The sequence below is a fragment of the Simplicispira sp. genome (assembly GCF_028687295.1).
Taxonomy (GTDB): Bacteria; Pseudomonadota; Gammaproteobacteria; order Burkholderiales; family Burkholderiaceae_C; genus Simplicispira; species Simplicispira metamorpha.
Genome location: NZ_JAQUAL010000003.1, coordinates 1 through 22,071, shown reverse-complemented (window position 1 = coordinate 22,071; position 22,071 = coordinate 1). Strand labels below are relative to the sequence as shown.

At 67.1% G+C, this 22,071-nt stretch carries 19 protein-coding genes and 2 pseudogenes; 19 read left to right on the top strand and 2 right to left on the bottom strand.

From position 1 onward, the window contains the following. The first annotated feature begins 156 nt into the window (after positions 1-156). The 19 genes and pseudogenes from PHX69_RS00735 (at position 157) to PHX69_RS00645 (ending at position 19,707) form a co-directional block, all read left to right on the top strand. Positions 157-1,398, top strand: coding sequence for a CaiB/BaiF CoA transferase family protein (locus PHX69_RS00735; RefSeq protein WP_288041874.1), 1,242 nt, complete (start codon positions 157-159; stop codon positions 1,396-1,398). A 63-nt stretch (positions 1,399-1,461) separates the two neighbouring features. Continuing rightward, entirely contained in the window at positions 1,462-2,454 is a 993-nt protein-coding gene (locus PHX69_RS00730; protein WP_288041873.1) for a tripartite tricarboxylate transporter substrate binding protein, read from the top strand. Continuing rightward, positions 2,454-3,482: an AraC family transcriptional regulator gene (locus tag PHX69_RS00725; RefSeq protein ID WP_288041871.1), complete on the top strand. Its 1,029-nt coding sequence runs from the start codon at positions 2,454-2,456 to the stop codon at positions 3,480-3,482. Before PHX69_RS00730 ends, PHX69_RS00725 begins: the two co-directional genes overlap by 1 nt. Before the next feature lie 359 nt (positions 3,483-3,841). After that, positions 3,842-4,847, top strand: a pseudogene (locus PHX69_RS00720) (Bug family tripartite tricarboxylate transporter substrate binding protein). Between the two features lie 57 nt (positions 4,848-4,904). Further along, positions 4,905-6,098 carry a lipid-transfer protein gene (locus PHX69_RS00715; protein WP_119014071.1) on the top strand — a complete coding sequence of 398 codons (1,194 nt, stop codon included), beginning with the start codon at positions 4,905-4,907 and terminating at the stop codon, positions 6,096-6,098. 13 nt (positions 6,099-6,111) lie between these two features. Beyond that, positions 6,112-6,564: a MaoC family dehydratase N-terminal domain-containing protein gene (locus PHX69_RS00710; protein WP_288041869.1), complete on the top strand. Its 453-nt coding sequence runs from the start codon at positions 6,112-6,114 to the stop codon at positions 6,562-6,564. Between the two features lies 1 nt (position 6,565). Further along, positions 6,566-6,991, top strand: coding sequence for a MaoC family dehydratase (locus tag PHX69_RS00705; protein ID WP_119014073.1), 426 nt, complete (start codon positions 6,566-6,568; stop codon positions 6,989-6,991). 38 nt (positions 6,992-7,029) lie between these two features. Next, entirely contained in the window at positions 7,030-7,857 is an 828-nt protein-coding gene (locus tag PHX69_RS00700; RefSeq protein ID WP_288041868.1) for an SDR family NAD(P)-dependent oxidoreductase, read from the top strand. A 21-nt stretch (positions 7,858-7,878) separates the two neighbouring features. Further along, entirely contained in the window at positions 7,879-9,018 is a 1,140-nt protein-coding gene (locus PHX69_RS00695; protein ID WP_288041910.1) for an acyl-CoA dehydrogenase family protein, read from the top strand. Positions 9,019-9,076: 58 nt separating this feature from the next. Beyond that, positions 9,077-10,771 carry a long-chain-fatty-acid--CoA ligase gene (locus tag PHX69_RS00690; RefSeq protein ID WP_288041866.1) on the top strand — a complete coding sequence of 565 codons (1,695 nt, stop codon included), beginning with the start codon at positions 9,077-9,079 and terminating at the stop codon, positions 10,769-10,771. A gap of 48 nt (positions 10,772-10,819) precedes the next feature. Then, positions 10,820-11,614, top strand: coding sequence for an SDR family oxidoreductase (locus PHX69_RS00685; RefSeq protein WP_288041865.1), 795 nt, complete (start codon positions 10,820-10,822; stop codon positions 11,612-11,614). A gap of 13 nt (positions 11,615-11,627) precedes the next feature. Beyond that, positions 11,628-12,425 carry an enoyl-CoA hydratase/isomerase family protein gene (locus PHX69_RS00680; RefSeq protein ID WP_288041864.1) on the top strand — a complete coding sequence of 266 codons (798 nt, stop codon included), beginning with the start codon at positions 11,628-11,630 and terminating at the stop codon, positions 12,423-12,425. 313 nt (positions 12,426-12,738) lie between these two features. Next, positions 12,739-13,644: an SDR family NAD(P)-dependent oxidoreductase gene (locus tag PHX69_RS00675; protein ID WP_119014115.1), complete on the top strand. Its 906-nt coding sequence runs from the start codon at positions 12,739-12,741 to the stop codon at positions 13,642-13,644. Positions 13,645-13,672: 28 nt separating this feature from the next. After that, positions 13,673-13,990, top strand: a pseudogene (locus PHX69_RS00670) (Zn-ribbon domain-containing OB-fold protein); the annotation flags it as partial. A gap of 117 nt (positions 13,991-14,107) precedes the next feature. Continuing rightward, a complete protein-coding gene (locus PHX69_RS00665; protein WP_502958449.1) occupies positions 14,108-15,292 on the top strand; it encodes a thiolase family protein in 1,185 nt (394 codons plus the stop codon). A gap of 228 nt (positions 15,293-15,520) precedes the next feature. Beyond that, positions 15,521-16,675, top strand: coding sequence for an acyl-CoA dehydrogenase family protein (locus PHX69_RS00660; protein WP_288041863.1), 1,155 nt, complete (start codon positions 15,521-15,523; stop codon positions 16,673-16,675). After that, positions 16,672-17,133 (top strand): PaaI family thioesterase, encoded by a 462-nt coding sequence (locus tag PHX69_RS00655; RefSeq protein WP_288041862.1) that lies wholly within the window; start codon positions 16,672-16,674, stop codon positions 17,131-17,133. The genes PHX69_RS00660 and PHX69_RS00655 overlap by 4 nt, the downstream gene beginning before the upstream one ends. 36 nt (positions 17,134-17,169) lie before the next feature. Beyond that, positions 17,170-18,162 (top strand): Bug family tripartite tricarboxylate transporter substrate binding protein, encoded by a 993-nt coding sequence (locus PHX69_RS00650; RefSeq protein ID WP_288041861.1) that lies wholly within the window; start codon positions 17,170-17,172, stop codon positions 18,160-18,162. Positions 18,163-18,165: 3 nt separating this feature from the next. Further along, complete coding sequence (locus PHX69_RS00645; RefSeq protein WP_288041860.1) at positions 18,166-19,707, top strand: class I adenylate-forming enzyme family protein; 1,542 nt, start codon at positions 18,166-18,168, stop codon at positions 19,705-19,707. Between the two features lie 43 nt (positions 19,708-19,750). Here PHX69_RS00645 and PHX69_RS00640 read toward each other — a convergent pair whose 3' ends face one another. Next, positions 19,751-20,212, bottom strand: a complete 462-nt coding sequence (locus PHX69_RS00640) for a PaaI family thioesterase (RefSeq protein ID WP_119014082.1) — start codon at positions 20,210-20,212, stop codon at positions 19,751-19,753. Next, the gene (locus tag PHX69_RS00635; protein ID WP_288041859.1) at positions 20,209-21,747 is read right to left on the bottom strand and encodes an acyl-CoA synthetase; all 1,539 of its coding nucleotides are present in this window, start codon (positions 21,745-21,747) and stop codon (positions 20,209-20,211) included. Before PHX69_RS00635 ends, PHX69_RS00640 begins: the two co-directional genes overlap by 4 nt. Between the last annotated feature and the right edge of the window lie 324 nt (positions 21,748-22,071).

Here is a 22,071-nt window from a genome sequence, read left to right as displayed (position 1 = left end):
GCTGGGGCGATGTAGCCGGGCAACGGTGCGGCGGTGCTGCCAGGCGCCACCGCCACCGGATGCCGCTGGCTGCATGGGTGTGATCGTTCCGGCCAATCGGTTTGACCGCCTGTGCCATTGGCGGGCCCGGGGGTGGTGCCTAGACTGGCCCGTGCCATGTCCCAAAATCCTTCCTCCCTTTCTTCTTCTGCGCCTGCGGGCGCTCCGCTGCGCGGCGTGCGCGTGCTTGACCTGACACGGCTGCTGCCCGGCCCGGTGTGCGCGCTGCATTTGGCCGATCTGGGCGCTGAGGTCATCAAAATCGAAGACACCGGCGCGGGTGACTACGCCGCAGCGGCGCTGCGCACGCTGGTCAACCGCAACAAGCGCGGGCTGGCGCTGGACTTGAAGCAGCCCGGTGGCGTCGAGGCGCTGCTGCGCCTGTGCGAGAGCGCCGATGTGCTGGTGGAGGGCTTTCGCCCCGGCGTGATGGAGCGCCTGGGTGTGGGCTACGCCGCAGTGGCCGCGCGCAACCCGCGCATCGTTTATTGCAGCATCACCGGCTACGGCCAGACTGGCCCCTACCGCGATGCCCCTGGCCACGACATGAACTACAGCGGCTGGGCCGGTGTGGCCGACCAGATGGGCGTGCCCGGTCAGCCCCCGGCACTGTCGAATCTGCCGGTGGCCGACCTGCTCGGCGGCTCGATGACGGCAGCCATGGGCATTCTGGCGGCGCTGTTCGATGCCAGCCGCACCGGCACCGGACGCCATGTGGACATCGCCATTGCCGATGGCGTGCTGGCCCATGCCGTGCTGCCGCTGGCCGCCGTCAACACCCACGGCCAGGCCGATGCGGTAGGCCAGAGCAAGCTCACGGGCGCGCTGCCGTGCTACGCCATGTATGCCACCGCCGATGGCCGCTATCTGGCCGTGGCCGCGCTGGAGCGCAAGTTCTGGGATGCCTTTTGCGCGCGCATTGGCCGGGCGGATCTGCAGGCCTTGCACTACCCGCTGGCGCCCGCGCAGGCGCAGTGGGTGCGCGCCGAATTGCAGGCGCTGATCGGTGCGCACCCCCTGGCCTGGTGGACAGACAAACTGCGCGATGCCGACTGCTGCGTCACGCCCGTGCTGCGGCTGCAAGAAGCGTTGGACAACCCGCAGTTTGCTGCCCGCGCCATGGTGCTGCCACTGGATGCGGGTGCCAGTGCCACCGCCACCGCCAGCGCCGCCGCTACCAACCCCACCCCAGACCGGGCGCAGCGCCAGTTTGCCTGCCCCGTGAAGATGACCGGATTTGAGTTTTCCGTGCGCCAACCTGCGCCACGCCCCGGTGAACACACCGAGGACGTGCTGCGGGAGGCGGGTTACAGCGCAGCGGAGATACAGGCTTTGCGCAGCCGGGGTGCCGTGGGCTGAACCCCTTTTTCCGGGGGGGCAGGCCATGGCAACAAACCATCCAGAAAAACCAAGGAGACAAGCATGCCAAAACAACCAACCCAGGGCTGGACACGCCGACGGGCCACCGCATCGGCTTTGCTGGTGGCGGGCGCCGCGCTGCTGGGTACACCTGCTGCGTGGGCCGATAGCTACCCGTCCAAGCCCATCACGCTGATCTTGCCGTTTCCGGCCGGGGGCGCTACCGATGTGCAGATGCGTGTGCTGGCGCAGGCTGCGGCCAAAGAGCTGGGCCAGCCCATCATCGTCTCCAACCGCCCGGGCGTGGGCGGCACGCTGGGGCCAGCGGCCATGGCCCAGTCATCGCCCCCCGATGGCTACACCATTGCGTTGATTGCGGCCACACTGTTTCGCCTGCCGCACCTGATGAAGGTCAGCTACGACCCGGCCAAAGACTTCACCTACCTCATCAACCTGACGGGCTATACCAACGGTCTGGTGGTGCGCCAGGATGCGCCCTGGAAGAACGTGCAGGAACTGCTGGCCGACGCCAAGGCCCGTCCCGGCGCCATCAGCTACGGCGCTACCGGCAAGGGCAGCGGTGGCCACATTGCCATGGAGCGCCTGCTGCGCACGGCGGGCGTGCAGATGACCTTCATTCCCTACAAGGGCGGGGCCGAAACCACCACCGCGCTGCTGGGCGGCCACCTCAACGTGATCTCTGACCCGGGCTGGGGCCCCATCGTGGAGTCGGGCAAGGCCCGGGTGCTGGCCACGCTGGGCGAGGCGCGACTCAAGCGTTTTCCGCAGGTGCCCACGCTCAAGGAGCTGGGCTTTGACCTGGTGGTGAATTCGCCCATCGGCCTGGCAGGCCCCAAGGGCATGGAGCCTGCCGTGGTCAAGAAGCTGCACGATGCTTTCCGCAAGGCCATGAACGAGCCCGGCTACCAGCAGGCGCTGGAGCTGAACGACCAGGTGCCCCTCTACATGGGCGCGGAGGAGTACGGCCGCTACGCCACCGAGCAGACCGCACGCGAGAAGGTCTTTGTGCAGGAGCTGGGCATTAAACTGGACTGATGTCCCCCGCCGTGACCAGCCACACCATCGCCATTCCCCAGGTGATACAGATCATCCAGGGGGTGCGCCAGCGCGGCATGGACGTGGACGCCATCTTGCAGCGCGCGGGCATTGCCCCGGCCCTGCTCGACTCGCCGCTGTCGCGCGTCACGCAGGCGCAGTACGCCGCACTCATGAAGGTGCTGCGCCGCGTCTGCCGCGATGAGCTGTGGGGCCTGTGCAGCCGCCCGGTGAAGGTGGGCAGCTTTGCCCAGGTGTGCCAGGCGCTGGTGCATTGCCACACGCTGGGCGATGCGCTGCGCACCGCGTTCCGCTTCTACCACCTGATGCTGCAAGACTTTGTGCCGCGCCTGCAAGTGCGTGGCAACACAGCGCGGGTGGTCATGGTGACGCTGCGCGAGCGCGATCCGCTGCTGGCCTATGCCGAGCGCTCGTTCTGCTTTCTGGGCTACGGCGTGATGTCGTGGCTGGTGTCGCGCCGCATTCCGCTGTCGTGCGTGTTTTATCCCCCGGGGACGGACATGCCATACGGAACGGAGGCCGAACGCCTGTTCCAGGCCCCCGTCAGCCACGCGCAGCCGCGCATGGGGTTTGAGTTTGATGCCAGCTGGCTCAGCCTGCCCATCGTGCAAAACCCCCAGAGCCTGCAAGAGTTCATGGCGCAAGTGCCCAAGGTGCTGGTGGTGAAGTACCGCCACCAGGCCAGCCTGAGTGAGCGCATCCGGCGCATGCTGCGCCGCTACCTGGCCAGCGAGATGCCTTCGCTGGAGCAGGTCAGCGACACCCTTGCCATGACCCCGCAGACCCTGCGCCGGCGCCTGCGCGATGAGGGGCAGGGCTACCAGGCCATCAAGGACAACCTGCGCCGCGATGCGGCCATCGAGTACCTGAGCCAGCCCGAACTGACGCTGGCCGACATCGCCGGGCGACTCGGGTTTTCTGAAGCCAGCACCTTCCACCGTGCCTTCAAGGGCTGGACGGGGCTGTCACCCGGCGCCTACCGCCAGACCCAGCTTCACCCTTTGTGAGCGCTGCCCCCGCCCAGGTGCGGCGGGCGGGCGGTTGAGCGCGGGCATTCCCAGGCGCTGCGCACCCACTGTGCTGCGCCCACCCCAGCGGGCAACCCGTGCCCGAAAACCGTGGCCCTGGTGGCTGCCCTGCAACTGTCGGCGGCGGGCAAGGTGCTGAAGAGCCGTCTGCACACGCCAACAGCGGAGATGGCAGCAGCTGTGCCTGCGTGATCTTTTTTGCCAATCATTTTGTGCTAAACGGCGATTGGCGCACCCCCTGCCGACTGCCACACTGCACCCATGTTCAGCCCCAGTGGCCGCCAGAGCCACACCGCTGCGCATCCGCATCCAACCCTATGAACCGCCGGAGACAAACCATGAAATTTTCCCGACGCAGCCCCCTGCGCATGGCCTTGGGCAGCGCCTTGGCCGTCCTGCTGGGCACTGCCGCCTTGCCCATGGCCGCCCAGACCGCAGACACCAGCGCCTACCCCTCCAAGCCTCTGAGAATGATCGTTCCGTACCCGGCAGGCGGCGGGGCCGACATCATTGGCCGGGCCATTGCGCAGCAGCTGGGCCAGGCCTGGAATGTGCCCGTCATCGTCGAGAACAAGCCCGGTGCCAGCGGCATCACCGGCAACGATCTGGTGGCCAAATCGGCCCCCGATGGCTACACCATGCTGATCGGCATCACCGCCATGATCCAGACCCCCGCGCTGTACGCCAAGCTGCCCTACGACGTGCTGAAAGACTTTGCGCCGGTGTCACAAATTGCCATGTCCTCCGACCTGTTCGTGGTGCCGCGCGATGTGCCCGCCAAGACGCTGCCAGAGTTCATCGCCCTGGCCAAGGCCCACCCGGGCAAGTACAGCTACGGCAATTACGGCAACGGCACCTCGTCGCACATGCACGGCGAGCTGCTCAAAATGAAGGCAGGCGTTGACCTGACGGCCATCCCCTACAAGGGCGCGGCACCGCTGGTCAACGATGTGCTGGGGGGGGCAGTTGTCGTCGGCGTTTGTCGATGCGTCCTCGGCCAACGCGCACCTCAAGTCCGACAAGTTCCGCATCCTGGCCATCACGGGCATGCGCCGCCACCCGGCCTTGCCCGAAGTGCCCACTTTCACGGAGGCGGGCTACAGCGGCTTTGAAGCCAACGGCTGGTATGGCGCTTTTGTGGCCGCTGGCACGCCCAAGCCCATCGTGGACAAGCTCTCGGCCGAGGTGCGCAAGATCGTCGCCTCGCCCGAGCTCAGTGCCCGCCTGACTGCCATGGGCCTGCGCCCCGTGGGCAGCACGGCGCAAGAGCTGGCCGACGTCATGGCCCGCGACCTGCCCAAGTGGAGCCGCATCGTCAAGGACGCCAAGATCACGCTGGAGTAACGCGCCCCCTTGCCCCTGCACTGCGCCAGCCCCTTTTGCCCAACCCAAGGAAACCCCATGTCATCACACAAAAGAGCCGTACACGTCGTTGGCGTCGGCATGATCCCCTTCACCAAGCCCGGTGCCAGCGACCCGTACACGGTCATGGGCGCGCGCGCTGCCAAGCTGGCGCTGGAAGACGCTGGTGTCGATTACGCCCTGGTCGAGCAGGCCTACGTGGGCTATGTCTATGGCGACTCCACCGCGGGCCAGGCCGCCATTTACGGCGTGGGCCTGACGGGCATTCCAGTGTTCAACCTGAACAACAACTGCTCCACCGGCTCCAGCGCGCTGTTTCTGGCACGCCAGGCCGTCGAGAGCGGCCAGGTGGAATGCGCCATTGCCCTGGGGTTTGAGCAAATGCAGCCCGGCGCGCTCAAGGGCGCCTGGGACGACCGCCCCTCGCCCATGGCCCGCTTTGCCGAGGTAATGACCGCGCACCAGGGCTACGACCCTGCCACGCCGCGCGCGGCGCAGTTCTTTGGCGGCGCAGGCCGCGACTACATGGCGCAGTACGGCATCCGCGCTGATACCTTTGGCCGCATCTCGGTCAAGGCGCGCCAGCATGCCGCGCGCAACCCGCTGGCCGTGTTCCGCCAGACGCTCACGCTGGACGAAGTGATGGCCGCGCCCATGGTGTTCGATCCGCTCACACGCTACCAGTGCTGCCCGCCCACCTGCGGTGCGGCGGCGGCCATCGTCTGCTCGGCAGAATTTGCGCAAAAGCACAACCTCGACCGCCGCGTGGTGATTGCCGCCCAGGCCATGACCACCGACACGCCCAGCACCTTCGAGAGCGGCGACATGCGCAAAGTGGTGGGCTACGACATGAGCGTGGCCGCTGCGCGCCAGGTCTATGAGGCCGCTGGCATTGGCCCCGAAGACCTGGACGTGGTGGAGCTGCACGACTGCTTTACCGCCAACGAGCTCATCACCTACGAAGCCCTGGGCCTGACCCCCGAGGGCACGGCAGAAAAGTTCATCCTTGATGGCGACAACACCTACGGTGGCCGCGTGGTGACCAACCCCTCGGGCGGTCTGCTGTCCAAGGGCCACCCGCTGGGCGCTACGGGCCTGGCGCAGTGCTACGAACTCACCCACCAGCTGCGCGGCACCGCCGAACAGCGCCAGGTGGAGGGTGCGCGCAACGCGCTGCAACACAACCTGGGGCTGGGCGGCGCCTGTGTGGTCACGCTCTACCAACGGGCCTGAGGAGCGGCGCGCCATGATCGACAAGCGTTTCATCGGGCATGTGATGCCCACCTTCAGCGCCGTGGTGGAGGCAGGGCGGTTGCGCTTCTTCGCCAAGGCCACGGGCCAGACCGACCCCCTCTACAGCGATGAGGCCGCCGCCCGTGCCGCAGGCCACCCCGGCCTGCCAGTGCCGCCCACCTTTTTGTTCTGCCTGGAGATGGAAAGCCCTGACCCGGCGGCCATCCGCAACCTGCTGGGCATGGACTACCGCAGCCTGCTGCACGGTGAACAAGGCTTTACCTACCACGCCATGGCCTACGCGGGCGACACCCTGACCTTCGAGCAGCGCATCGAAGACATCTACGACAAAAAGGGCGGCGCGCTGGAGTTTGTGGTGCGCACAACGCGCGTGACCAACCAGCACCAGCAGCTGGTGGCCGAGCTGCGCTGCGTCACTGTGATCCGCAACGCCACCGGGAGCTGACATGACCGCCACTGCCTTGAACTACGACACCATCGCCGTCGGTGACGCGCTGCCCGGTTTGGAGACACCGCCGATTTCGCGCCTCACGCTGGCGCTGTACTGCGGCGCCTCGGGCGACCACAACCCCATCCACGTCGATACCGACTTTGCCCGCGCCGCCGGTATGCCCGATGTGTTTGCCCACGGCATGCTCTCCATGGCCTGGCTGGGCCGTGTGCTCACCAACTGGGTGCCGCAGCAAGACCTGCTCGAATACAGCGTGCGCTTTGCCGCTATCACCCATGTGGGCGAGCGCATCACCTGCGCGGGCAAGGTGGTTGAAAAACTGGAGCGCGCGGGCCGCCGCTGCGTGCGCGTGGAGCTGTCCACCACCAACCAGGATGGCCTGCTCAAGCTCGCGGGCGAGGCCGTGCTGGCCATCGCCTGATCTTCTTTGTTCCTTCCTTCTTCAAGATTGCTTCTCACATGACTCGCAAACTCGACAACAAAGTGGCCCTGGTATCGGGCTCTGGCCGCGGCATTGGCCGTGAAATCGCCCTCAAGCTGGCCGCCGAGGGTGCGCGCGTGGTCATCAACGACTTGGATGCCGCGCCCGCCCAGCAGACCGTGGCCGACATCATCGCTGCCGGTGGCCAGGCCGTGGCCTGCGTGGGCAGCGTGACCGAAGCGGGCTTTGCCGAGCGCTTTGTGGCCACCGCCATAGACACCTATGGCGGCCTGGACATCATCGTCAACAACGCCGGTTACACCTGGGACAACGTGGTGCAAAAGATGACCGACGAGCAGTGGGAAGCCATGCTGGCAGTCCACCTGACGGCACCGTTCCGCATCCTGCGCGCTGCGTCGGGCTTTATCCGCGACGCCGCCAAGCGCGAGGCCGAAGCAGGCAAGCCGGTACACCGCAAGGTGGTGAACATCTCGTCCACCTCGGGCGTGTATGGCAACGCGGGCCAGGCCAACTACGCGGCGGCCAAGGCCGGCATCAACGGCCTGACCAAAGCCATGGCCAAAGAATGGGGCCGCTACAAGGTCAACGTCAACAGCGTGGCTTTCGGTTTGATCATGACGCGCCTGACCGAGGTGGATGCCAGCGCCGATGCCAAGATCGACATCGCGGGCCAGCAGATCAAGGTGGGCGTGCGCCCCGACATCCTGAAAAACGCCGAGGCCACGATCCCGCTGGGCCGGGGCGGCACGCCCGAAGAAGCGGCGGGCGCCGTGTACCTGTTCTGCATCCCTGAATCCGACTACGTCAGCGGCCAGGTGCTGGTCTGCGGCGGCGGCAAACCCTGAGGAGCCACCATGGAAAGCGTTCTGACTTTTCCCCGCACGGTGTTCCGTGAAGACCATGAAATGCTGCGCCAGACGGTGCGCCGTTTTCTGGAACGCGAGTGCAAGCCGCGCCAGGCCCAATGGGACCAAGATGGCAAGGTAGATCGCGAAACCTGGCTCAAGGCCGGGCGCGAGGGTCTGCTGTGTACCGCCCTTGACCCCGAGTGGGGCGGCGCCGGTGGCGACTTTGGCCACTCTGCCGTCATCGTCGAAGAAATCGCCCGCGCTGGCATCAGCGGCCTGGGGTTCGGCCTGCACTCGGACATCGTGGCGCCCTACATCGAGCGCCTGGGCACCGAAGCGCAAAAGCGCCAGTGGCTGCCCAAAGCCGCCAGCGGCGAGGTGATTCTGGCGATTGCCATGAGCGAGCCCGGCGCGGGCAGCGACCTGAAAGCCATCCGCACCACGGCCCGCCGCGAGGGCGACGAGTACGTCATCAATGGCGCCAAAACCTTCATCTCCAATGGCCTGAACTGCGACCTCATCGTGGTCGTGGCCAAGACCCAGCCCGAGCTGGGCGCCAAGGGCGTGTCGCTGATCCTGGTCGAGACCGACCGGGCGGGCTTCAAAAAAGGCCGCAAGCTGGAAAAAATGGGCCAGGAAGCCGCCGACACCGCCGAGCTGTTCTTTGAGGACGTGCGCGTGCCTGCCAGCAACCTGCTGGGCGAAGAGAACAAGGGCTTTGCCTACCTGATGCAGGAGCTGGCGCAAGAGCGTTTCATCATCGCCGTGGGGGCTGCCACCAAGCTGGAGGTGATGCTGGACGAGACCATCCGCTACACCAAAGAGCGCAAGGTGTTCGGGCAAACCGTGTTCGACTTCCAGAACACCCGCTTCAAGCTGGCCGAGATCAAGGCCCGCACCACGGCCCTGCGCATGATGGTGGACCAGTACCTGGCCGAACACATGCGGCGCAAGCTGACGGTGGAAGAAGCCGCCATTGCCAAGCTCTACGCCACCGAAGAGCTGGGCCGCAGCCTGGATGAGCTGCTGCAACTCTACGGTGGCTACGGCTACATGATGGAGTACCCGATTGCGCGCGCCTTTGTCGATTCGCGCGTCAACCGCATCTACGGCGGCACCAGCGAGGTCATGAAAGAGCTGATCTCGCGCAAGCTCTAAGCCGCTTGGCCGCCCGCGCCTGCATTCCTTGCACCTCAAGAACAACTGGAGACATTCCATGGCGCCTTTGCACCACCGCTTCTGGCCCAAGGGCGTGCCGCACGATGTGCGCGTGCCGCGCGTGACCTTGGTGGATTACCTGGAAGTAGCGGCCCGCCGCTACCCCGACAAGCCCGCCATCGTCTATGGCGGCGCCACCACCGATTACCGCAGCCTGCGGGCGCGTGTAGATGCGCTGGCCGCCTACCTGCAACAGCGCCTGGGCGTGCGCCAGGGCGACCGCGTGCTGCTGATGGGCCAGAACTGCCCGCAGTTCATCACCGCCTTTTATGCCGCCTTGCGTGCGGGTGCGGCCATCGTGCCCGTCAGCCCCATGAGCACCGCCGAAGAGCTGCGCTACTACGCCGAAGACAGCGGCGCCCGCGTGGTGGTGGTGGCCCAGGAGCTGGCCGCGCCGGTACAAACCTGCATGGCCCAGGGCCTGCTGGACGCCGCCCTGGTGCTGGCCTACAGCGACGCCCTGAGCACCACGCGCGACAGCGCCGCCCTGCACGATGAACTGCCCGACGTGGTGCTGGCCCCGCGCCTGCCGCTGCCCGGCCCGGCCTGGCACGGTTTGGAAGACGCCATCGCCGCCGGGCTGCAGCCTGCACCCGCCACGGGCAGCGCCGACGACCTGGCCGTGATTCCCTACACCTCCGGCACCACCGGCCACCCCAAGGGCTGCATGCACACGCACGCCACGCTGCTGGCGTCGAACGTGGCCTCCCAGGTGTGGCGCCAGCTCAATGTGGATTCGGTCATTCTGTGCGTGGCGCCCATGTTCCACATGCTGGGCCTGCAAAACGGCATGAACGTGCCCATCACGCTGGGCGGCACCATCATCATGATGCCGCGCTGGAACCCGGTGCAGGCCGCGCAGCTGATAGAGCGCCACCGCGTCACCGTCTGGACGGCGCCGCCGTCGATGGTGATCGACCTGTTCGCCCAGCCGCAGGCCCAGCAATGCGACCTCTCCAGCCTGACGCTGCTGTCGGGCGGCGGCGCGGCCATGCCCGAGGCCGTGGCCACCATGCTGGCCGAGCGCTTTGGCCTGAGCTACAACGAGGGCTACGGCCTGACCGAAACCGCCTCCTTCCTGCACGGCAACCCCCTCTCGCGCGGCAAGCGCCAGTGCCTGGGCATGCCCACGCAGGGCGTCGAGTCGCGCATCGTGGACCCTGAGACGCTGGAAGACCTGCCGCTGGGCGAAGTCGGTGAACTCGTCACCCATGGCCCGCAGGTCATGCAGGGGTACTGGCGCAACGAAGAGGCCAACCGCGCCGCTTTTTTTGAGCGCGATGGCAAGCGGTTTTTCCGCACCGGCGATCTGGCCAGCATCGACGAAGACGGCTATTACTTCATGCGCGACCGCCTCAAACGCATGATCAACGCCTCGGGCTTCAAGGTCTGGCCCGCCGAGGTGGAAAGCACCATGTACGAGCACCCCGCTATCCACGAAGCCTGCGTGATTGCCGTGGACGACGCCAAGCGCGGCGAAACCGTCAAAGCACTGATCGTGCTCAAGCCCCCGCAGCGCGGCCAGGTGACAGAGCAGGAACTGATCGACTGGAGCCGCGAGCGCATGGCCGCCTACAAGGTGCCGCGCCTGATCGAGTTTGTGGAGCACCTGCCCAAGTCCGGCACCGGAAAAATTTTGTGGCGCGAGCTGCAAGCGCAGCACCGCACCCCCGGCGCACCCCAGTGCGCCTGAGCGCAGCACTCACCTTGCAACCACACCAGCACAACACAGGAGACACCCATGGCAGAGCGTGAAAACTACACCGGCAAAGCCGTATTTGTGGCGGGCGGCAGCAGCGGCATCAACCTGGCACTGGCCCAGGCCTTTGCCCGCCAGGGCGCGCGCGTGGCCATTGCCAGCCGCTCCCCCGAGCGCGTCGAGGCGGCTGTGGCCGGTCTGCGCGCCCAGGGGCTACCGGCCTGGGGCTACAGCGCCGATGTGCGCGACGCCGATGCCATCGGCGCCGCACTGGAGCAGGCCCACCACCAGATCGGCGACTTCGACGTGCTGGTCTCGGGCGCGGCGGGCAACTTTGTCGCCCCGGCGCTGGGCATGTCGGCCAAGGGCTTTCGCACCGTGGTCGATATCGATCTGGTGGGCACCTTCAACGTGCTGCGCCAAGGCCACGCCTTTTTGCGCAAGCCTGGCGCCTGTGCGCTCAACATCTCTGCGCCGCAGGCCTTCAACCCCACCATGTACCAGGCCCATGTGTGCGCTGCCAAGGCCGGGGTGGACATGCTGACGCGCGTGCTGGCCATGGAGTGGGGCGTGGATGGCGTGCGCGTCAACTCCATCGTGCCCGGCCCGATTGCCGACACCGAAGGCGTGCGCCGCCTGGCCCCCTCGCCCGAAGCGCTGGAGGCCATGGCCCGCACCGTGCCCCTGCGCCGCTTTGGCCAGGTGCAAGAGATCGCCGACATGGCCTTGTTCCTGGGCTCGGCGCGCGCGCAGTTTGTGACGGGCGCCGTCATTCCGGTCGATGGCGGCAGCTCGCTGCACGGCGGGCGCGACCTCAGCCACGCCCTGGCTGCCTGACGGAGACGCCCCCATGCCCCAGCCTTACGAACTGATCCGCTTTGCGGTGTGCGACCAGGTCGCCACGCTCACTTTTCACAACCCCGCCAAGCGCAACGCCTTCGAGCCGCGCATGCGCGAAGAAATTGCCGAGGTGGTGGCCACCGTGCGCCGCGACCGCAGCATCCGCGCCCTGGTGCTCACGGGTGAAGGCACGCATTTTTGCTCGGGCGGCGACCTGGGCAACATCGCCAGCGTGGGCCTGGACAACGCGGGCTGGCGCGAGCGCCTGACCAACCTGCACGACTGGCTGCAAGACCTGTTGACGCTCGACCGCCCCATCATTGCCGCCGTCGATGGCGCGGCCTACGGCGCCGGTTTCAGCCTGGCGCTGCTGGCCGATTTCATCATCGCCACGCCGCGTGCGCGTTTTTGCATGTCTTTCATCAAGGTGGGGCTGGTGCCCGACTGCGCGGCGTTTTACACCCTGCCGCGCATCGTGGGGCCGCAGCGCGCCCGTGAGCTGATGCTGTCGGCGCGCGAAGTGGGCGCGCAAGAGGCGCTGGCGCTGGGCATCGCCATGGAGCTGCACCCGCCCGAGCAATTGCAGGCGCGCGCGCAGGCCCTGGCGCGCAGCTTTGTGCAGGCCTCGCCGGTGGCGGTATCGCTCATCAAGCGTGCGCTGGCTGCGCCCGGCCACGACCTGGCCACGCTCTTGGAGCTGGAGGCCAACGCCCAGTCGCTGGCCATGGGCACCCCAGACCACCGTGACGCCGTGCAGCGTTTTCTGCGCAAAGAGCCTGCCAGCTTTGTCTGGCCCGCCCAGCCCTGAGCGCGCCTGGGCGCCGCCCCTGTGCGCACCCGGCCCCGCCATGGCGGGGCTTTTTTGTGGGCGCGACGGGGTGTGTTCGGTATGGGCGAAGGCTTGCTACTGAAATCAGTGATTGTGGGATGCCCGTCCGCACACGAACATAGAACCCGACAACACACCGGCCGCGCCACCCGCTGGCCACAGCGTGGGGCACCGGGCCAGCGCCCTGCCACACGGCCCGCGCCGGACGTTGAAACACCGACAGGCCCCAGGGCCACAGGGGCAGCACAGCCCGTACAACTTACAGGAGCACGCACAAATGAGCACACAAGGCATGGTTGAAGGCAAAGTGGTGGTGGTGACGGGCGCAGGCGGCGGCATTGGCCGCGACATCGCCCTGGCCATGGCCCGCGAAGGCGCCAAAGTGGTGGTCAACGACATCGGAGCCTCTGTCAGCGGTGAAGGCAACGACGCTGGCCCGGCACAAAAAGTGGTCGATGAAATCAAGGCCCTGGGCGGCGAGGCCGCTGCCAACACCGACAGCGTTTCGGATGTGGTGGCGGCAGGTCGCATCATCCAGACCGCCCTGGACACCTTTGGCCGCATCGATGTGGTGGTGAACAACGCAGGCATTCTGCGCGACCGCTTCTTCCACAAAATGAGCCTGGACGAGTGGGATGCCGTCATCAAGGTGCACCTGTACGGCGCCTACTACGTCAGCCGCGCTGCTGCCAACCACTTCAAAGAGCAGGGCAGTGGCAACTACATCCACATGACCTCCACCTCGGGCCTGATCGGCAACTTTGGCCAGGCCAACTACGCCGCCGCCAAGCTGGGCGTGGCCGCGCTGTCCAAGTCCATTGCGCTGGACATGCAGAAGTTCAACGTGCGCAGCAACTGCATTGCGCCGTTTGCCTGGAGCCGCATGATTGGCTCCATTCCCACCGAAACCGATGCCGAAAAAGCCCGCGTCGAGCGCATCAAGCAGATGACGCCCGCCAAGATTGCCCCGCTGGCCGTGTGCCTGGCCAGCGATGTGTCTGCCGACACCAACGGCCAGATTTTTGCCGTGCGCAACAACGAAATCTTCCTCATCAGCCAGCCGCGCCCCGTGCGCTCGGTACACCGCAGCGAGGGCTGGACGCCGCAAAGCGTGGCCGCGCACGCGCTGCCCGCCCTCAAGGCCAGCTACTTTGACCTCGACCGCTCGGGTGACGTGTTCACCTGGGACCCCATCTGAGCCCCGCAGCGCCACGAGAGCACGCACCATGAGCGATACCACCCCGGGCGTTCAGGCCCAGCACCAGGCCCAGCTGAACGCGGGCCAGTTCCTGATCCAGCGCTGCACCGGCTGCAGCCAGCATGTCTATTTCCCGCGCGAGAGCTGCCCGCACTGCGGCGCCCACGATCTGCAATGGGTAGCGCCCAGCGGCTACGGCACGGTGTATTCCACCACCACCATTGCGCGCAAGCCCGAGGCGGGCGGCAACTACAACGTCAGCCTGATCGACCTGGACGAAGGCGTGCGCCTGATGAGCCGCGTTGAAGTCCAGCCAGTCGATGCCGTGCAGATGGGCCAGCGCGTGCAGGCGCGCGTGGTGCAACAGGGCGGCCAGGGCGTGGTCGTGTTCGACCCCGTGGTCGGTGCGCCCGCCGCCACCGCCGCGCAGCCCGTGCCGCGCGGCCCGGCAGCGTCGGCGGCCATCCACACCTCGTCGGGTTTGCAGGCGCTGCGCGGCAGTGCCGCCATTGCCGGGGTGGCCACCTTTGGCTGCGGCGAGGCCACGGGCTTTACCGAGATGGAAGTGCTCGCCCACGCCGCCCGCGCCGCCGTGGCCGATGCGGGCCTGAAGATGAGCGACATCGACGGCCTGTGTACCGCCAGCGTGCTCTCCACCATGTGGCCCATGCCCGTGACCGAGTACCTGGGCATCAACCCGCGCTACATCAACAGCACCATGATTGGCGGCTCCAGCTTTGTCGCGCACATCCTGCCGACCATGATGGCGCTGCAAGCGGGCCAGTGCAACGCCGTGCTGGTGTGCTACGGCAGCACGCAGCGCAGCAGCACCTTTGGCCGCGCCGAAATCGCCAAGGCCCGCCGCGTGATGGACCCCCAGCCCTACGAGACGCCCTTCGAGCCCATGCAGCCGCTGTCGGCCTACGCGCTGGCCGCGCGCCGCCACATGCACCAGTACGGCACCACGCGGCGCCAGCTGGCCGAGGTGGCCGTGGCCGCGCGCCAGTGGGCGCAGCTCAACCCCGAAGCCTTCCTGCGCGACCCGCTGACCATCGACGATGTGCTCAAGGCGCGCATGGTGTCCGACCCACTGACGGTGCGCGACTCCTGCCTGGTCACTGACGGCGGCGGCGCCTTCGTGCTGGTGCGCGCCGACCGCGCCACCACCTTGCCGAAAAAGCCCGTCTATGTGCTGGGCAACGCCACCGCCAACTGGAACCGCCAAATCTCCTCCATGCACGACCTGACGGTGACGGCGGCCAGCCAGTCGGGCCGCGAAGCCTTTGCCATGGCCGGGCTGGCGCCCAAGGACATGGGCGTGGTCGAGCTGTACGACGCCTTCACCATCAACACGCTGCTGTTTCTGGAAGACCTGGGCTTTTGCGCCAAGGGCGAGGGCGGCGCGTTTGTCGAGAACGGCGCCATCGCCCCGGGCGGGCGGCTGGCGGTCAACACCAACGGCGGCGGCCTCTCGTGTACCCACCCGGGCATGTACGGCATCTTCACCGTGATCGAGGCGGTGCGCCAGCTGCGCGGCGAGGCCGGTGCGCGCCAGGTGGCCGGTGTGCAGACCGCGCTGGCGCACGGCAACGGCGGCACGCTGTCGAGCCAGTCCACCGCCATTCTGGGCACCGCCGAGGCGCTGTAATGCTATGGATTGGATAGCTGCTAGCGCCCACCACACGGGCCTTGCAGCACCAAAACACTTAAAACTTTTTGCGGCCTGCGCAAGCACTCTTTTTTTGATAGCTGCTCGCGCTTATCTGGCGGGCGCTGGAGGCCAAAAAGACCTGAAACCTTCTGGCCCCCGCACCGCCCCTGTGCATTGACCACCCCGCAGCCGCCCCGGCGGCCTGCGCACCCCAAGGAAACTAACATGATCCGCGACAACGAAACCCTTGAAGCCCTGCTCGACAGCGTGCGCCGCTTTGTCCGCGAGCGCCTGGTGCCCGCCGAAAACGAAGTCTCCGAGACCGACGAAATCCCCGAAGCCATCGTGCAAGAGATGCGCGATCTGGGCCTGTTCGGCATGACCATTCCAGAAAAGTTTGGCGGCCTGGAGCTGACCATGGAGGAGGAATGCCGCGTGCTGTTCGAGCTGTGCCAGACCGCACCGGCGTTTCGCTCCATCATCGGCACCACGGTGGGCATTGGATCGCAGGGCATTTTGATGGACGGCACGCCCGAGCAGCAGGCCCAGTGGCTGCCCAAGCTGGCCACGGGCGAGGTGATTGCCTCGTTTGCACTGACCGAGCCGGAGGCGGGCTCGGACGCCGCCTCGCTGCGTACCTCGGCCCGCCGCGAGGGCGACTTCTACATCGTCAACGGCACCAAGCGTTACATCACCAACGCGCCGCACGCGGGCATGTTCACGCTGATGGCGCGCACCAACCCCGAGGACAAAGGCGCCGGTGGTGTCTCGTCTTTCATCGTCGATGCGAAATCGCCCGGCATCAGCTTTGGCCGGTACGACAAAAAAATGGGCCAGCGCGGCGCCCACACCTGCGACGTGATTTTTGACAACGTGAAGGTGCCCGCCGCCAACCTGATCGGCCTGAAAGAAGGTCAGGGCTTCAAGACGGCGATGAAGGTGCTGGAAAAAGGCCGCATCCACATCGCCGCCGTGGCCGTGGGCGTGGCCCAGCGCGTGCTGCGCGACGCGCTGAACTACGCGCTGGAGCGCCAGCAGTTTGGCCAGCCCATTGCCGAATTCCAGCTGGTGCAGGCCATGCTGGCCGACAGCCAGGCCGAGCTGTATGCCGCCGAGTGCATGACCATTGACGCCGCCCGCCGCCGCGACGATGGCAAGAACGTGGCCACCGAGGCTTCGTGCAGCAAGATGTTTGCCACTGAAATGGTGGGCCGTGTGGCCGACCGCGCCGTGCAGATTCTGGGCGGCGCGGGCTACATGGCCGAGTACGGCATCGAGCGCTTTTACCGCGACGTGCGCCTGTTTCGCCTGTACGAAGGCACCACACAAATCCAGCAGCTCATCATCGCGCGCAACATGGTGCGCGCCGCCCGCGCATGAACGCCGCCCTGCCCAGCGGCGCCGTGGCCGATCTGCCCGGCGATGCGCCCGACCTGGCCTCGGACGGTGTGGACACCTCGCAGCTGTTTGCCCAGGTGCCCTTCAACCACCTGCTGGGTTTGCAGCGCGAGTACGCCCAGGACGGCGTGGCCCGCCTGGTGCTGCAGCCGCGCGCCGACCTGACCAACAACCACCAGGCAGTCCATGGCGGCGTGCTGATGTCGCTGATGGACAGCGCCATGTCCAGCGCGGCGCTGTCGGCCTCGGGCTTTACCAAGGCCGTGGTCACCATCGACATGACCAGCAGCTTTCTCAAACCCGCCCATGGCCGCCTGGTGGCCCACGCCAGCGTGCAGGGCGGTGGCAAATCGGTGTGTTTTTGCGAATGCCGCATTGAAGATGAGGCTGGCCACACCGTGGCCCGCGCCATGGGCACCTTCCGGTACGTGCGGCCCTGAGATTTTGGATTTCTACAACGACAACAGGAGACAAGCATGACCGTCAAGAACACTGCGGGCGCATCGCGCCGCCTCTGGATAGCCAGCGCCCTGGCCCTGGCCTGTGGCAGCGCCTGGCCACAGAATGCCCCGGCCCCGAACAGCGACCAGCCCATCCGCCTGGTGGTGGGCTACGCCGCCGGTGGCCCGGTGGATGCGGTGGCGCGCCAGTTTGCGCCGCTGTTTGCCAAAGCCCTGGGCCAGACGGTGATGGTAGAAAACCGCGCCGGTGCCGGGGGCACCATGGCCGGTGACGCCGTGGCCAAGTCCGCGCCCAACGGCCTGACGCTGTACTTTGCCGCCAGCCCCACCATCACCATCAGCCCCAACGTGCTCAAGGCCATGCCGTTCGATCCGGCCAAAGACCTGACGCCGCTGGCGCCCATCCTGAGCTATGCCAACGTGCTGGTCATCAACAAAGACCTGCCCTTCAAGAGCCTGCCCGAGCTGGTGGCCTACGCCAAGGCCCACCCCGGCAAGCTGGCCTATGGGTCGGCGGGCGTGGGCGCCTCCAACCACCTGAGCGGCGAGCTGTTTGCGCGCCGCGCGGGCATTGACCTCAACCACATCCCCTACAAAGGCAACGCCCCGGCCATGACCGATGTGATTGGCGGCCAGCTGGCCATGATGTTCGACATCATCGGCACCGGGCGCAACTACGTGAACACGGGCCGGGTGCGCGCGGTGGCCGTCACGTCCAAAGACCGCAACGCTGCCATGCCCGACGTGCCCTCCATGCGCGAACTGGGCATTGCCGACTACGACGTGGGCGGCTGGTACGGCCTGTATGGCCCGCCCAAAATGCCTGCCGACATGGTGCAGCGTTTTCACACGGCGGTGCAGCGCACGCTGGCCCTGGACGAATTCAAGGCCAAGCTGGCCGAGCAGGGCTATGACCAGTGGAACGGCAGCCCGCAGACGCTGAGCGAGCGCGCCGCCCGCGAACGCGCCTTGTGGGCCACGGTGGCCAAAGGCATCCAGGTGGAGTAAGGCATGACCAGTACGCACCCCAGCGCAGCCGCCAGCGCGCGCATCCACACCCTGTTTGACCAGCGCCTGGCCAGCGCGCCGCAAGAGGTTTTTTTGTACGCCCCCGAGCGGGAATGGACGTTTGCCGACCTGGGCACGCTGGTCGATGCGTTGGCCCGCGAGATGCAGGTGCACGGCGTGGTCGAGGGCGACCGCGTGCTCATCGTGGCCGAGAACTGCCCCGAGCATGTGGCGCTGATTTTGGCGTGCAGCCGCATCGGTGCGTGGTCGTGCGGCGTCAACGCCCGCATGTCGCGCGGCGAGATCCGCGCCTTCATCGCCAAGGCCGACCCGCGCCTGGTGTATTTCACGGCGGGCGTGTCGGACGTGGCCGCCGGGCACGCCCAGGATGCGGACGCTGTGCCTTCGGTGGTGGCGGGCCTGTCGCGCTCGCCCGTGCGCACCCAGGCCCTGGCCGAGCCCGCACCGCTGGCGCAGCAGGTGGCGGCGGTGATTTTTACCTCGGGCACCACGGGCACGCCCAAGGGGGTGCTGGTGTCGCACGCGGGGTTGCTGCAATTTGCCCGTGTGTCCAGCCAGTCGCGTGCGCTGGGGCCGCAAGACCGCTCGTATGCCTACCTGCCGATGACGCACATTTTTGGCCTGGGCACGGTGCTGATGGCCTCGTTGTACGCGGGCGCTGGCTTGCTGATGCGCAGCCGTTTTGATCCGGCCGATGTGTTCGAGGCCCTGGCGCACCACGGGCTGTCGAACCTGCAAGGGCCGCCCGCCATGTTCACGCGGCTGCTGGCCTGGCTGGACGCGCAAGGTATTGAGCAGCCCGCCGCACCGCAGCTGCGCTACGTGTACACGGGCGCCGCGCCGCTGGACATGGCGCTCAAGCACGCCGTGCAGCGCCGTTTTGGTCAGCCGCTGCACCACGGCTATGGCCTGTCGGAGTACGCGGGTGCGCTGTGCCTGGTGCCCCGGGGCAGCCAGCGCGAAGACACCTCGGCGGGCTACCTGGTCGAAGGCGCTGAACTGCGCATCGTCGATAGCGAAGGCCGCGATCTGCCCGCTGGTGAGCGCGGCGAAATCTGGATGCGCGGCGTGGGCTTGATGCCCGGCTACTTCCGCGACCCCGAGGCCACCGCCCAGGTCATGCAGCCCGGCGGCTGGTACGCCAGCGGCGACCTGGGTTACCAGGATGCCGATGGCGCGCTGTACGTGGTGGGGCGGCTCAAAGAGATGATCATCCGCTCGGGCTTCAACGTGTACCCCGGCGAGGTCGAGGCCGTGCTCAACAGCCACCCCGCCATCCAGCGCAGCGCCGTGGTGGGCCAGCGCGAATCGGACGGCAACGAAGCCATCTGGGCGTTTTATGAAGTGCGGCCCGGCACTGCCAGTACCCCCGACGGGCTGCGCGCTGCGCTACACGCCCATGTGGCCGAGCACCTGGCGCCCTACAAGCGCCCCAGCCACTTCATCGCCATGGACAGCCTGCCCATGACGCAAAGCGGCAAGGTGCTCAAACGCAGTTTGCTGGAGCAGGCTCCCCAGCCGTAGCCGGGGCAGCGCAGGGCGCGGGCGCCTTGCGCTGCTGGTGCCATCAGCCCTGCGCCATCTCCTGGGGCGGCGCCAGTTGCTTGAACTTGAACGATGCCATCGCCCGCGCCAGCACCTCCTGGTTTTCCCCGCGCACGGTGCCTTCGCAGTAGCAAATTGAACGCCCGCCGCCGGTGTGCCAGCCCTCAATCACCAGCCGCCCACGGCCCGAGGCCAGGAAGCTGGTGTTCAGGTTCAGCGTGACGACACCAGCCTCAAAGTTCACGCTGGACATGGCGGCACTGGCCATGGCGCTATCGAGCAAGGTGGCCAGCACGCCGCCGTGGGCCGCGTCGAACAGGTTGGTCAGCTCCGGGCGCACTGGCATGGACAGGCGCGCGTAGCCGTTGGCCGAAACTTCGCGCGTGACGCCGAGCAGCTGCATGAACGGCACCTGCTTGAACACGTCAGCGAAGCGCCCAGGCACGCTGGCGCAGGGGCTTGCCGGGGTGTTTGCCGGGCTCATGCGGCGCTCCCGCAGGACTTGCGCAGCTCGCTTTTGAGCACTTTGCCCGCAGCCGACAGGGGCAGGCTGTGGCGAAACTCGATGCTCTCAGGGCATTTGTAGCCGCCCAGCCGGGTGCGACAGTGGGCGCGCAGCTCCTCGGCGGTGGCCTCTGCGCCTTCGCGCAGCACCACCACCGCATGCACCGCTTCGCCCCATTTGGCACTCGGGACGCCGATGACCGCGCAGGTGGCAACGGCAGGGTGTCGGCCCAGGGCCTCCTCGACCTCGGCGGGGTACACGTTTTCGCCGCCCGAGATGATCATGTCTTTGAGCCTGTCGACCACGTAGAGGCGCCCTTGTGCGTCCATGTAGCCGCCATCGCCGGTGTGCAGCCAGCCGCCGTGCAGCGCCTGCGCCGTCTCTTCGGGGCGGCCCCAGTAGCCGACCATGACCACGGGGCCGCGCACCAGGATTTCGCCCGCGTCACCGGTGGGCACTTCGCGGCCTTCGGGGTCGGCCACGCGGATCTCGGTGGCGTAGCCAGCGCGGCCCGCCGAGCGGATGCACTCGCCGCGCCGCTCCTCTGGCGCCTGGCCAATGCGGTGTACCGAGACCGAGGCCGCCGTCTCGGTCATGCCGTAGGCGTGGATGAATTCGACGTGGGGCAAGGCGGCCAGCGCGCGCTCCAGCAGCGGCAGGGCCATGGGCGCTGCGCCCCAGAGGATGCGGCGCAGGCTGCTCAGGTCGTGCTGGCCAAAGGTGGGCGTGTCCAGCAGCATCTGAATCATGCTGGGCACCATCACCATGTCGGTGATGCCTTCTTTCTGGATGGTGTGCAGCACCGTGTCGGGCCGAAAAGCGGGCAGGGTGACGCAGGTGCCACCCACGATGAGCTGGCCAATCAGGCGGCCCAATCCGGCCACATGGAACAGCGGTGCAATCAGCAGCGTCACGAAGTCGCTGGGATTGGGCACCTCGGCGGTGCGCCCCACGCTGGAAGACCAGAAGTTGTGGTGCGACAGCATCACGCCCTTGGGAAAGCCCGTGGTGCCGCCGGTGTAGAGGATGGCGGCCAGGGCATCAGCGCTGGGGCGGGCGTCTTCCACCGGGGTGGCGGCATCGATCAGGGCTTCGTAGCTGTGCAGGCCCTCGGGTGTGGGTGCGTGGCCCAGGTGGACGGTGGCGCAGAGGCTGGCCACTGGTGGCACCACATCGTGCGCCAGGGCGGTGAAGGCATCGTCCACCAGCAGCACGCGCGCGGCGCAGTCGTTGAGTGCGTAGGTGATTTCGGCCAGGCTCCAGCGCGTGTTGACCGGGTTGAGCGTTGCGCCGCACCACCAGACGGCCAGGGTGGTCTCGACATAGCGGGCGCTGTTGTGGGCCAGCACGGCGATGCGGTCGCCGGGCTGCACGCCCAGTTGCTGCAAAGCGGCGGCCAAGCGCGCCACGCGCGCATGCAACTGGCCAAAAGACAGGCGGCAATGGCCGTCCACGAGGGCGATCTTGTCGGGGTGGCGTTGCAGCGAGCGGTGCAGTCCGGCAGTCAGGTACATCTTGTCTCCTTGGGTCGTTGTAGGTATGCGCCATCAGATTGGAGCGCATGCACCCTGCCCGGGCAATCACCGATCAGCTCAAAGCCATTGGCAGAAACGTCCATGCCTGGGGCGTTGCTGCGCCCGCACGGCGCAGGCGGTGTCGCTTCTTGCCAAACGAAATGAATCTTCCGGCCATCGCCGCCTGCGGTGCTGCTGCCTAGTACTACAGCCGTAGATTTTCTTCAGGAGGAATGCATCCCCGACGCCGGTAGTGGAACAGCTGCGCCCGTCGTTGATGTCGCCTGCGCCAGGCAGACCAGCGCAGGATATGGTCTGCGCCGT